Here is a 12,448-nt window from a genome sequence, read left to right on the forward strand (position 1 = left end):
GGACGGGCCTCAGGACACCAGGGCGTGGCGGACGACGCGGGGGCCGAGCTGCATCAGCCCGTGCACCCTTGCCGGATCGGCGAGCCGATGCGACGGCCGGCCGATCAGATAGCCCTGGATCGACGAACATCCCTCGCGCGCGGCGATGGCGAGCTGCGCCGGGCGCTCGATCCCTTCGGCGAGCACCGGCATCTCCAGGATCGTGCCCAGCGCGACCACCGATCGCAGGATCGCCACCGCCTGCTCGCTGCGTTCGATCTCCGCAACGAAGGACGAATCGAGCTTGATCCTGTCGAAGGGAAAGGAACGCAGCACGTCGAGCGAGGAATAGCCGACGCCGAAATCGTCCAGCGCGATGGCGATGCCCATCGCCTTCAGCGCGGCGAGCTGTTGCAGCGCGTAACGGCGGTCGCGGATGATCGCGCTCTCGGTCAGCTCCAGCACCAGCCGTTCGGCGGGCAGGCCGCTATCGTCCAGGGCCGCGCGGACCGTGTCGATCACTTGCGGGTCGGCCAGGTGGAGCGGCGACAGATTGACCGATACCACATGCGGATCGACCCAGAGCGCGGCCTCGAAACAGGCCTGGCGCAGCACCCAGACGCTGAGCGGCACGATGTCGCCATGTTCCTCCGCCAGCGGAATGAACGTGGCGGGCGAAATCGGCCCGCGCGACGGATGCGTCCAGCGGAGCAGCGCCTCATAGCCGATCACCCGGCCGGTATCGACCGCCGCCTGCACCTGATAGTGGAGGTGGAACGCCCCCGCCTGGACGGCGGCGCGCAGGTCGCTGGCCAATTCCCGCCGGTCGCGCACGGCGTCGTCCATCGCCGAATCGTAGAAACAGGGCTTTTCCGAATGGGCCGATTTGGCGCGGTACATGGCGAGGTCGGCGCGGGCGAGCAGCGTGTCCGGGTCCTGCCCGTCATGGATCGCCAGCGCGACGCCGATATTGGTGCCGACCGACGCAGTGAACCGCTCGAACTGAAAGGGCGGGACGAACACCGCCTGCAACCGGGCGAGGAATCCGGCGAGCTGGTCCGGTGTCTCATAGGAGATCAGCGCGCCGAACTCGTCGCCGCCCAACCGCGCGACGATCTCGCCGGGCAGCAGCGTGCCGGTCAGGCGGGCGGCGAGCGCGGTCAGCAACTGGTCGCCTGCCTGATGGCCATAGGTGTCGTTGACCGCCTTGAACCGCGACAGGTCGAGCATGACCACCGCCATGCAGGGGGCGCCGCCCTTCATCGCCAGCCGTCGCGCCAGTTCCTCGTTGAAGCTCATGCGGTTGGGCAGGTCGGTCAGCCCGTCGTGCAGTGCCATGTGGCGCAGCCGGCGGAAGGATTCGTCCTGGCTATGCTCGTCGATCAGCGCGCTGACGGCGGCGCAGCCCAGTACCAGGAGGCCGGCGATGGCTGTGGTCATCCCCAATACGGTCAACGTGGTCGGCGACAGGCCGCCGCCCAGGTTCAGCACCGCGATCGACATCGCCGCCATGCCGGTGAAGTGGAGCGCGGCGACCGCCAATCCGAGCAGTCCGCCGGCGATGGTTCGACGCCAACGATGGCGGCCGACCAGGGTGCCGAACGCCGCCGCGCCGAGCAGCATCGCCAACGCCACGGATGCCACGACATAGCGCAGGTCCCAGGTGACGATCCCGTCGACCCGATAGGCGGCCATGCCGATATAGTGCATCCCCGCCACCGACGCGCCGACCATCGCGCCGCCGAGCATGGCCCAGGATCGCTTGCGGCCGACCAGCTTCAGCCCCGGTGCGGCGGCGACGATCGCCACCAGGAGGGAGAACAGGGTGAGCGGCGGATCGAGCACCACCGGCGCGCGTGACCTGAACGCCATCATCGCGACGAAATGCGTGCACCAGACCATGGTGCCGGTGCTGGTCGCGGCCAGGAAGACCCAGCCGGCGTGACGTCGGCCGACGGCCGAGCGGACGCGCTCGACCAGTTCGATCACCGCCGCCGAGCCGACCAGGCAGATCAGCACCGCCATCGCCACCAGATAGGGATCGTGCTCCTGGAAGAGGCACAGGGCGACCCGCATCATGCCAGCCCGGCCTCATCCCCGGAAGAGCCGGCGCGCACGGCATCCCGCACCTCGTTCCACACATCGCCCCGCGTCTCCAGCGCCAGCATCGCCTGGCGGGTGAGCGCCAGCAGATAGGCCTTCTGGTCGGCGGAGGCGGGCCGGCGGGGAACGGTGTCGAGGACGCACAGCGCCCCGACATCGACGCCGCTCAGCAGCCGTAGCGGCGCGCCGATATAATAGCGGGCGAACGGCGCATCGATCACCGCCGGCAGGTTCGCGAAGCGTGGGTCGGCGCGGGCATCGCAGACCTCCAACACGTCCGGTCGGTCGAGCGCGAAACTGCAGAAGCCGGTGTCGCGCGGCATGCAGTCGATCGTCACGCCCCGCGCCGCCTTGAACCATTGCTGGTTGTCGTGGATCAGCGACAACAGGGCGATCGGCGCATCGAACGCATCCGCCGCGGCCTGGACGAAGCGGTCGAAGGTCAGCTCGGCCGGCGTGTCGAGCACGTGCAGCCCGTGGACCGCCACGGTCCGCCGACGTTCACGCATCAAATTCCTGAACATCGACCGATCACCGCGAGCCTTGAAAGACCGGTCATAGCTGGCGGTGAAAGGTTAAGCTTCAGTCAAATCACGATCGATATATGATATGAGTCAACCGATTTTGATTTGTGTCGGCTCAGTGACCGGCATGCCACATGGCGTCGAGCCGGGCCTGTCCGCCGCCGGCCCGACGCAGACGGAAATCGACCAGTTCGAAACCGCGCCCGCGCAAGGCGCGGCCATGGCTGCGCCACACCAGGTCGTAGATCGCCTGCTTGGCGAGCGGCCTGTCGTCGACCAGATAGGTATAGCGGATCAGCACCGGCACGCGGCCCGTCGCGTCGTCCGGACCGCCATCGGTCGCCTTGCGCAGCGGCTCCGCGAACCAGTCGAGCGGGATGCGCCGGTCGACCACGTCATGCGTCCCCGCACCCAAGGCGGCCGGGAAGGTGACGCGGATGTCGGTCAGCGGATGCGCGTCGTCCATCGCGAGCAGGATCGCATCGCCGCCGGCGGTGGGCGCGCCCTGCACGTCGTAGCGGCGGCGTTCCTGCGCCCCGGCGATCCGCTCCGCCGCCTTGGTGGCGCTGGCGTCGCGGCGGTCCTGCCAGTTGTTCCACAGGCTGAGCCCCGCGATGACGACGCCCGCCACCGCGACGATCTCCGCGATCGTCAGCCAGCGACGGCGCGCCTGCCGATCCGACTCCTCGCTCACCGCCCGCCGACCTCCAGCAGCCGAGCCGGCGCGGTGACTTCCCAGGCGCGGGCGATCCGGTCCTCGACCAGCGGGCGGTCAAAGGCGTCGGTCAGGTCGAGCGCGTCGCCCTCGACCTCGGCGGGCAGGACCAGCCGGTCGCCATCGACCCGTGCGAACTCGCGGCCATCGACCAGGAAGCGGGTGACCGCGCCGTCCCGTTGCGCCTCGGCCTCGGGCAGCTTGGTCGCGAAGGCATGGATATGATCGGCTGGGGACATGACGAACTCCGCTAGGATGCGCGGATATAACGCATGTTCGGCGATCAGGACCCGCGCGGCGAGCGCATCGGCGTCGTCGCCGGGCAGGATCGGCACGCGCGCCTGACCCAGCAGCCGGCCGCCATCCAGTTCCTCGGTGACGATATGGACCGAACAGCCGCCTTCCGCATCGCCCGCCTCGATCGCGCGGCGATGCGTGTCCAGCCCCTTGTAGAGCGGCAGCAGCGAAGGATGGATGTTGACGATCCGATCGCGCCAGCGCGCGACGAAATCGTCCGAGACCAGTCGCATATAGCCGGCGAGCGCGATCACCGTGACGCCCGCCGCGCGCAGGGCGGCATCCAGTTGCGCCTCATAGGCGGCCTTGCCGATCCCCTTGGGCGACAGCGCCCAGGTGGGGATGCCCCGGTCGCGCGCCCAGGCGAGGCCGGGCGCATCGGGCTTGTCGGAGGCGACCAGCGCGACTTCATAGCCGCGCGCCTGCTCGACCAACGCCATCATGTTCGATCCCCGGCCGGAGATCAGGATGGCGATCCTGTGCTGGTTCACTGCCTGTCCGCTCACTGGTGGTGCGTCGCGGTCCAGTCGGCGCGCGCGCTCCACGTCTCGGTGGAGCCGCGCACGGTGCAGCCGCGCTGCCCGGCCTCGATCGCCCCGATCGTGAACACCGTCTCGCCCGCCTGGGTCAGCGCGTCGGCGACCGCCGCCGCCGCGTCGGCCGCGACGACCACCGCCATGCCGATCCCGCAGTTGAAGGTGCGCGCGAACTCCGCCGGCTCGATCCCGCCCTGCGCCTGTAGGAACGCCATCAGGCGCGGCTGCGGCCAGGCGTCGGCATCGATCACCGCATGGGTGCCCTCCGGCAGCACGCGCGGGATATTCTCCAGCAGGCCGCCGCCGGTGATATGCGCCAGCCCCTTGATCTTTCCGTCGCGCAGCAGCGGCAACAGGCTGGCGACATAGATGCGCGTCGGCGCCATCAGCACGTCGATCATCAGCCGGTCCTGGTCGAACAGCGAGGGCCGGTCGAGCTTCCACCCCTTGTCGGCGGCGAGGCGGCGGACCAGCGAGAAGCCGTTGCTGTGCACGCCCGAGGAGGCGAGGCCCAGCACCACGTCGCCGGCGGCGATCCCCGCGCCGGTCAGCAGCCGGTCGCGCTCGACCGCGCCGACGCAGAAGCCGGCCAGGTCATAGTCGCCGGGCGCGTACATGCCCGGCATCTCCGCCGTCTCGCCACCGATCAGCGCGCAACCGGCCTGTTTGCAGCCCTCCGCGATCGAGGCGACGACGCGCTCGGCGACGCCGTTCTCCAGCTTGCCGCTGGCATAATAGTCCAGGAAGAACAGCGGTTCGGCACCCTGGACGATCAGGTCGTTGGCGCACATCGCGACCAGGTCGACGCCGACCCCCTCATGCCGGTCCCATTCGATCGCCAGCTTCAGCTTGGTGCCGACGCCGTCATTGGCGGCGACCAGCAGCGGATCGGTGAAGCCCGCCGCCTTCAGGTCGAAGATGCCGCCGAACCCGCCCAGATCGGCGTCCGCGCCGGGGCGACGCGTCGACCGGGCGAGCGGCGCGATCGCGCGGACCAGCGCATTGCCGGCGGCGATCGAGACGCCGGCATCGGCATAGGTATAGCCCCCATGGGAGGGGACGGCGGGGGTGGTGGAGTCGGGCTGGTCGCTCATGTTCGCCCGCCTAGCCATATCCTGCTTGGATTTCCACGCCCCCTCCTGCAAAAGGCCGGCAATCCTATGCGTCGCCTTCTTCCTGTCCTGGCCCTCAGCGCCCTTCTCGCCGGCAGCGCCACGCTCGCGCAGGTCGACGGCGGCAGCCGGGGCGTCGCGCCGGTCGACAGCGGCAGCTCGTTCGAAGTGGCCGGCGTCACCGTCGATGTTGCCGGAAAGACGGCGGAAGCGGCGCGCTATGGCGGCTGGCGCCTGGCGCAGCGCAAGGCCTGGATGCAGTTGTCGCGCCGGTTGGGCGGGCCCGGCACCTTGCTGTCGGACGGCGCGCTCGACCAGCTCGTCTCCGGCATCGTCGTCGAGAACGAGCAGATCGGGCCGACCCGCTATATCGCGCGCCTGGGCGTGCTGTTCGATCGCGGTCGCGCCGCCGGGCTGCTCGGCATCTCGGCCTATGCCGACCGGTCGCCGCCGATGCTGGTGATGCCGGTGATCTGGCAGGGCGGCACCGGACAGGCGTTCGAGCGGCGGACCCCCTGGCAGGAGGCCTGGGCCCGGTTCCGCACGGGCGACAGCCGGATCGACTATGTCCGCCCGGCCGGCACCGGCGCCGATTCGCTGCTGCTCAACACCGGGCAGATGGGGCGGCCGGGGCGCGGCTGGTGGCGGGCGATCCTCGACCAATATGGCGCGTCCGACATTCTGATCCCGACCGTGCGGCTGAGCCGGCAATGGCCCGGCGGTCCGGTGATCGGCGTGTTCGAGGCGCGGCATGGGCCGGACGATGAGTTGATCGGTCGCGTGACGCTGCGCGTCGGAAGCGCCGCCGGCCTGCCGCAACTGATGGATGCCGGCGTCGCCCGGCTCGATTCGATCTATCAGGATGCGCTGCGCACCGGCCGGTTGAGCCCGGACGCCAGCCTGTCGCCGCCACCCGCTCCCGCGCCGGAGCCTGCGCCGGTGGCGGAGCCGACGATCGACACGCTGCTCGCCGATATCGCCGCGTCCAATGCGGTGGCGGTGACGGTGCAATATGACACGCCCGGCACCAGCAGCGTCGCCAATAGCGAGGCGCTGATCCGCTCGCTGCCCGGCGTGCGATCGGCCAGCACCACCAGCCTGGCGCTGGGCGGCGTGTCGCTGATGCGGGTCTTTGTCGACGATCCGGCGGCCTTCGCCACGGCCCTTCGCTCGCGCGGCTTCGAGGTGTCGGGCGGCGGCGCGGCGCTGCGCATCCGGCGGCCCGCCGCGCCCGCCGCGACCACGACACCGAGTGCGACGGGGCCGGGATGAGCCAGATCGCGCTGCCGCTCGCATGGCCGGAGGACCCGCGTGACGACGCCTTCTTCGTCACGCCCACCAATGCGCGTGCGGCGCAGTTGCTGGAACATTGGGACACCTGGCCCGTCCACGCCGCGCTGCTGACCGGCCCGCGCCGGTCGGGGCGCAGCCTGCTGGCCCGGATCTTCGCCGCGAAAAGCGGTGGTTCGATCATCGACGATGCCGAACGGGTGTCGGAAACCAGCCTGTTCCACGCTTGGAACAGGGCGCAGGCGGACCGGCGTCCGCTGGTCATCATCGCCGATGTCGCACCGCCCGTCTGGCGGATCACCCTGCCAGACCTGCGTTCACGGCTGGCGGCGACGCCCCATGCGGAGATCGGTCCGCCCGACGACGGGCTGGTGCGCGCGCTGTTCGAGCGGCAACTGGCGCGGCGCGGCGTGGTCGCGCCGCCCGATGTGCTGGAATGGCTGGTCGCCCGGATCGAGCGCAGCCACCTGGCGATCGAACGCAGTATCGACGCGCTCGACGAAGGCGTCATGGAACGGCAACGCCGACTGACTATCCCGCTGGCTCGAAACACCTTGATCGACGCGGGGCTGCTGGTCCCGCAACAGGAGCTGCCATGACCCGCCCCGCGCATATCGCCGCGCTGACCAAGACCGACGAGGACGGGTTCACGGCCGCCGAGCCGAACGACCGTTATTTCAACCGCGAACTGTCCTGGCTGGCGTTCAACCGGCGGGTGCTGGAGGAGGCGTGCAACGAGGCGCATCCGCTGCTCGAACGGCTCCGCTTCCTGTCGATATCCGGTTCGAATCTCGATGAATTCTTCATGGTCCGGGTGGCGGGCCTGAAGGGGCAGCAGGCGCAGGACGTGGAGCGCCGCTCCGCCGACGGGCTGACGCCGGGGCAGCAGTTGAACGCGATCGTCGAGGAGGCGGACCGATTGCTGCGCAGCCAGCAGGCGGTGTGGAGCGACCTGCGCACCCTGCTGGCGGCGAACGGGATCGAGGTGCTGCGCCGAGACGCGATCGATTCGGACGACCAGGCCTGGCTGGAGAATCACTATCGCGAGCAGATCTTCCCGATCCTGACGCCTCAGGCGCTCGACCCCGCGCATCCTTTTCCCTTTATCCCCAACAAGGGGCTGACGGTGATCTTCGACCTGGAACGGATCGTCGATGGCGAGCCGATCCGTGAGCTGGTGATGCTGCCGCCGACCGCGCCGCGCTTCGTTCGGCTGCCGGGCGATCCCGCCCGCTATGTCTGCACCGAGACGATCGTGAAGCGGTTCGCGCCGCTGCTCTTCCCCGGCTATGTCGTCCACGGCGCGGCGGCGTTCCGGGTGCTGCGCGACAGCGATATCGAGATCGAGGAAGAGGCGGAGGATCTGGTCCGCTACTTCGCCAATGCGATCAAGCGCCGCCGGCGTGGCCGCGTCATCCGGCTGGAGCTGGAGACGGGGATGCCCGACACGCTGGCGGCCGTCCTGAAGGACGAGCTGGGCGGCGTCGACGCGATCATTACCGAGAGTGGGCACCTGCTCGGCATCGGCGATCTCGACCTGCTGGTCGAGGAGGATCGGCCGGACCTGAAGTTCCCGCCCTTCACACCGCGTTTTCCCGAGCGGATCCGCGAGTTCGACGGCGATTGTTTCGCCGCGATCCGGGCCAAGGACATCGTCGTCCAGCATCCCTATGAGACGTTCGGCGTCGTGCTGGCCTTTCTGAAACAGGCGGCGGCGGACCCGGACGTGGTCGCGATCAAACAGACCTTGTACCGCGCGGGCAAGCAGCCGGCGGTCATCAATGCGCTGATCGCGGCGGCGGAGGCGGGCAAGTCGGTGACCGCCGTGGTCGAGCTGAAGGCGCGGTTCGACGAGGAGCAGAACCTGTTCTGGGCCTCGGCGCTGGAGCGGGCGGGCGTGCAGGTCGTCTATGGCTTCATCGACTGGAAGACGCACGCCAAGGTGTCGCTGGTGGTGCGGCGCGAGGCGGGGGCGTTCCGCACCTACTGCCATTTCGGCACCGGCAATTATCACCCGGTGACCGCCAGGATCTATACCGATCTCAGCTACTTCACCGCCGATCCGGCGATCGGGCGCGACGCGGTGCAGATGTTCAACTATGTCACTGGCTATGTCGAGCCGCACGACATGAGCTGCATGAGCCTGTCGCCGCTGACGCTGCGCCAGCGGCTGACCGCGCTGATCGACGACGAGATCGCCCATGCCAATGCCGGGCGGCCGGCGGCGATGTGGGCGAAGATGAACAGCCTGGTCGACCCGGCGATCATCGACAAGCTCTACGAGGCGAGCGGGGCCGGCGTGCAGATCGACCTGATCATCCGCGGAATCTGCTGCCTGCGCCCGCAAGTCCCCGGCCTTTCAGAGAATATCCGGGTCAAGTCGGTGATCGGCCGCTTCCTGGAGCATAGCCGCATCTGGGCGTTCGGCGCGGGCGCGGCGCTGCCCAACGACGATGCCAAGGTGTTCATCTCCTCGGCGGACTGGATGCCGCGCAATTTCGACCGGCGCGTCGAATATATGCTTCCGATCACCAATGCGACCGTGCACGACCAGATCCTGGATCAGGTGATGGTCGCCAATCTGATCGATGACGAGCAGAGCTGGGTGCTCCAGGCCGATGGTTCCTATGTCCGCACCGAACCGGGCGACAAGCCGTTCAACCTGCACCGCTATTTCATGACCAACCCGTCTCTGTCCGGGCGCGGCGCGGCGATCGAGGCGGGACGCGGCGTGCCGACCCTTGCCTGGCCGCGCAAGCGTTGATGGGGCTGTTCCGGCGCCTGGCATCGCCGCCGCGCACGGCAATCGTCGATATCGGCTCCAATTCGGTGCGGCTGGTCGTCTATCAGGGGCAGCCCCGCTGCCCGGCGATCCTGTTCAACGAGAAGGTGATGGCCGGGCTGGGTCGTGGCCTGGCGGAAACCGGCCGGATCGAGCCGGCGGGGTTGCGCCAAGCGCATGGCGCGCTGAACCGCTTCGCCGCCGTGCTGCGCGAGATGGAGGTGACGGAGATCCGCACCGTCGCCACCGCCGCCGTGCGCGATGCAGCGAACGGCGCGGGTCTGATCGAGGCGGCGGCCACGCTCGGCCTCAAGCCCGAGGTGCTGTCGGGCGAGCAGGAGGCGATGGCGGCGGGTGAGGGCGTGCTGTCCGGCATTCCCGATGCGGACGGCGTGGTCGGCGACCTGGGCGGCGGCAGCCTGGAACTGGTTCGCGTGCAGAACGGCGCGTGTGGCGAACGCGTGTCCTTTCCGCTCGGCGTGCTGCGGATCGCGGGCTCGCGCGGCAAGCCGCTGGAGTCGCGCGTCGTCAAGCTGATCCGCGAGGCGGGCTGGACCCGGCGCGGGCAGGGCTTGCCCTTCTATCTGGTCGGTGGATCGTGGCGCGCGCTGGCGCGGCTCGACATGCACCTGACCGGCTATCCGCTGCCGATCATCCATCAGTACAGCATGAGCCCGGCGCGGATCGCGACGCTCGGCCGCACCATCGCGCATCTCGACAAGCCGCGCCTGCGCGAGGTGCCGGGCCTGTCGTCCGGCCGGGCGGGCACGCTGGCCGACGCCACCGCGCTCTTAGGCCTAGTGGTGCGCGAACTGGGCAGCCGGGAGACGATCGCCTCCACCTATGGCCTGCGCGAGGGGCTGCTCCATGCCGGGCTGGACGCGGACACGCGCGCGCAGGATCCGCTCATCGTCGCGGCTCGCGAGGAGGGGCGGCTGCTCGGTCGCTTCCCCGAACATGGCGACCTGCTCCACGACTGGATCGCACCGCTGTTCGCGCACGAGCCGCATGAGCGAATCCGCCAGGCAGCCTGTCTGCTGGCCGATGTGGGCTGGCACGCCAATCCCGATTTCCGCGCCGAGCGTGGGCTGGAGGTGGCGCTGCACGGCCATTGGGTCGCGATCCGGGCGGCCGAGCGCGCGATGTTGGCGCAGGCTCTGTTCACCAGCCTGGGTGGCGGCGTCGCCACGCCCGCGCCGCTCGGCGCGCTGGCGAATGCGGAGGAACTGAAGCGGGCAATGGTCTGGGGCCTGGCGATCCGGCTGGGCCAGCGGCTGTCGGCGGGGCTGGCGGGGCCATTGCGGCGCGCGACTGTGCGCGACGACGGCGTGCGGCTGACGCTCGACCTGCCGGGCGGGGACCGGGCGCTCTATGGCGAAGCGGTCGAGAAGCGCCACGCGGCGCTGGCGACGATGATGGGGCGGATGCCGGTGGTGACGGGGTAGGGGGCCCAGGCCCTACTGTTCCCCTGCGAAGGCAAAGGCCCAGTCGGGAAGGCCGTCATCACCAGGCGCCGTGCATCGTCACGATCGTTCCCCAACCGGGCCCCGGCCTTCGCCAGGGAACCAGGAATGGGAAAGACTTGTGGCTTACCCGCAGGTCAGGTCGGTGATCTGCCCGAAATCATCGACCATGATGTTCAGCCGCTCCGGCCGGAAGTCCATCGTCGCGGGGTCGCCCGGGCGCAGCACGCGGGCGATGCGGGCCTGGGCGTCGTGGCGGACCGCGTCACGGTCGCGCAGTTTGAACTTCGCCCCGGCCCAGCGCATCTTCACCGGCTCGGTCACCGCGCACGGACCGGCAGGCTCCGGTGGCGGCTGCATCGTCGCGCAGGCGGAGACGCCGATGGCGAGCAGGAGGACGGTCAGGCTGCGGTGCATCATGCGACGGGCTCCTCGGTCCGGGTCATCTTGAGCTTGCCGTTGCGGACGGCGAAGCCCAGCCGCCCCTCGACCAGATCGACGGCATCGCGGCCGAACTGATCGTAGCGCCAACCCTGCAACATCGGCAATCCGTCGCGCACGCCCGAGGCCAGCGCCTCCAGCTCCTCCGACCGGGCGAGCAGGCGCGAGGCGACGTCGATGTCGCGGGCGCGGATCTTGAGGAGAAGCTTCAGCAAGTCGGCGACCAGTGCACCGTCCTTGCCCAGCCCCGGCTTCTTGTCGTCCTTGGGCGGCAGTTCGTCGCCGGACAGCGGCGTCGCCTCCGCCAGCGACTGCATCAGCCGCGCGCCGATATCGTTCTGCGCCCAGGTCGCCGACAGCCCCCGGACCTTGGCGAGATCGGCCTGCTTGCGCGGCGGGTTGCCGGCCAGGTCGCCCAGCGTCTCGTCCTTGACGATGCGGCCGCGCGGCAGGTCCTTGGACCGGGCCTCCAGCTCCCGCCAGCGGGCCAGCGCCTTGAGCCGGCCCAGCACCTCGGGCTTGCGGCCGGAGATGCGGACTCGCTTCCAGGCGAGATCGGGGTCGTTGGCGTAGTTGGCGGGATCGGCCAGCCGCTCCATCTCCTGGTCCAGCCAGGCGCCGCGGCCGGTGCGGCGCAGCCGTTCGAGCATCTTGGGGAAGATGGTCGACAGATAGGTGACGTCGCCGATCGCATATTCGATCTGGCGGGCGTCGAGCGGCCGGCGCGACCAGTCGGTGAAGCGCGCGCCCTTGTCGATCGACACGCCCAGCCAGCTGTCGACCAGGTTGGAATAGCCGATCTGCTCGCCCTGGCCGAGCGCCATGGCCGCGACCTGGGTGTCGAACAGCGGGTGCGGCGTCTTGCCGGTCAGATTGTAGATGATCTCGATATCCTGCCCGCCGGCATGGAAGACCTTCAGCACCTCCTGATTGTCGACCAGCAGGTCGAGCAGCGGCGTCAGGTCGAGGCCGGGGGCGAGCGGATCGATCGCGGCCGCCTCCTGCGTGTCGGCGACCTGGATCAGGCAGAGTTCGGGCCAATAGGTACTCTCGCGCATGAACTCGGTATCGACCGTGATGAAGTCGGCCTGAGCGAGGCGGGTGCAGAGATTGGCGAGTGTCGCGCTATCGGTGATCAGCGGGTGGATATGCATCCCACCGCCCATAGACCGACCGGGGCGGGTTGACAAAGAGGGGGTGGGAAGG

General features: G+C 69.5%; 11 protein-coding genes. 4 read left to right on the forward strand and 7 right to left on the reverse strand.

Translation table 11 applies throughout. The features are described 5' to 3' along the window. Positions 1 to 9: 9 nt before the first annotated feature. The 5 genes from BRX43_RS17210 to purM form a co-directional block, all read right to left on the reverse strand. Positions 10 to 2,058 (reverse strand): EAL domain-containing protein, encoded by a 2,049-nt coding sequence (locus tag BRX43_RS17210; RefSeq protein ID WP_125996317.1) that lies wholly within the window; start codon positions 2,056 to 2,058, stop codon positions 10 to 12. After that, entirely contained in the window at positions 2,055 to 2,591 is a 537-nt protein-coding gene (locus BRX43_RS17215) for a GAF domain-containing protein (protein WP_241215034.1), read from the reverse strand. Before BRX43_RS17215 ends, BRX43_RS17210 begins: the two co-directional genes overlap by 4 nt. Positions 2,592 to 2,721: 130 nt before the next feature. Beyond that, positions 2,722 to 3,300, reverse strand: a complete 579-nt coding sequence (locus BRX43_RS17220) for a hypothetical protein (RefSeq protein ID WP_125996319.1) — start codon at positions 3,298 to 3,300, stop codon at positions 2,722 to 2,724. Continuing rightward, positions 3,297 to 4,109: a phosphoribosylglycinamide formyltransferase gene (gene purN, locus BRX43_RS17225; RefSeq protein WP_125996320.1), complete on the reverse strand. Its 813-nt coding sequence runs from the start codon at positions 4,107 to 4,109 to the stop codon at positions 3,297 to 3,299. Before purN ends, BRX43_RS17220 begins: the two co-directional genes overlap by 4 nt. A gap of 11 nt (positions 4,110 to 4,120) precedes the next feature. Then, positions 4,121 to 5,248, reverse strand: a complete 1,128-nt coding sequence (purM, locus tag BRX43_RS17230; protein ID WP_125996321.1) for a phosphoribosylformylglycinamidine cyclo-ligase — start codon at positions 5,246 to 5,248, stop codon at positions 4,121 to 4,123. A 66-nt stretch (positions 5,249 to 5,314) separates the two neighbouring features. On the opposite strand from purM, the gene BRX43_RS17235 reads away from it, so the two are divergent. From BRX43_RS17235 to BRX43_RS17250, 4 genes are read left to right on the forward strand one after another with little or no spacing between them, the layout of a single operon-like run. Continuing rightward, complete coding sequence (locus BRX43_RS17235; protein ID WP_125996322.1) at positions 5,315 to 6,538, forward strand: heavy-metal-associated domain-containing protein; 1,224 nt, start codon at positions 5,315 to 5,317, stop codon at positions 6,536 to 6,538. Beyond that, positions 6,535 to 7,155 carry a DnaA/Hda family protein gene (locus BRX43_RS17240; protein WP_125996323.1) on the forward strand — a complete coding sequence of 207 codons (621 nt, stop codon included), beginning with the start codon at positions 6,535 to 6,537 and terminating at the stop codon, positions 7,153 to 7,155. The genes BRX43_RS17235 and BRX43_RS17240 overlap by 4 nt, the downstream gene beginning before the upstream one ends. After that, on the forward strand, positions 7,152 to 9,320 hold the full coding sequence (locus BRX43_RS17245) for an RNA degradosome polyphosphate kinase (protein WP_125996324.1): 2,169 nt from the start codon (positions 7,152 to 7,154) through the stop codon (positions 9,318 to 9,320). Before BRX43_RS17240 ends, BRX43_RS17245 begins: the two co-directional genes overlap by 4 nt. Then, complete coding sequence (locus BRX43_RS17250; protein ID WP_125996325.1) at positions 9,320 to 10,783, forward strand: Ppx/GppA family phosphatase; 1,464 nt, start codon at positions 9,320 to 9,322, stop codon at positions 10,781 to 10,783. Before BRX43_RS17245 ends, BRX43_RS17250 begins: the two co-directional genes overlap by 1 nt. 144 nt (positions 10,784 to 10,927) lie before the next feature. Here the strand turns inward: BRX43_RS17250 and BRX43_RS17255 are convergent, their stop codons facing one another. Together BRX43_RS17255 and rnd are read right to left on the reverse strand one after the other, a co-directional pair. Further along, positions 10,928 to 11,221 (reverse strand): I78 family peptidase inhibitor, encoded by a 294-nt coding sequence (locus BRX43_RS17255; RefSeq protein WP_125996326.1) that lies wholly within the window; start codon positions 11,219 to 11,221, stop codon positions 10,928 to 10,930. Then, complete coding sequence (rnd, locus tag BRX43_RS17260; RefSeq protein WP_125996327.1) at positions 11,218 to 12,396, reverse strand: ribonuclease D; 1,179 nt, start codon at positions 12,394 to 12,396, stop codon at positions 11,218 to 11,220. The genes BRX43_RS17255 and rnd overlap by 4 nt, the downstream gene beginning before the upstream one ends. Between the last annotated feature and the right edge of the window lie 52 nt (positions 12,397 to 12,448).

The sequence above is a fragment of the Sphingomonas sp. S-NIH.Pt15_0812 genome (assembly GCF_003951315.1).
Classification (GTDB): domain Bacteria; phylum Pseudomonadota; class Alphaproteobacteria; order Sphingomonadales; family Sphingomonadaceae; genus Sphingomonas.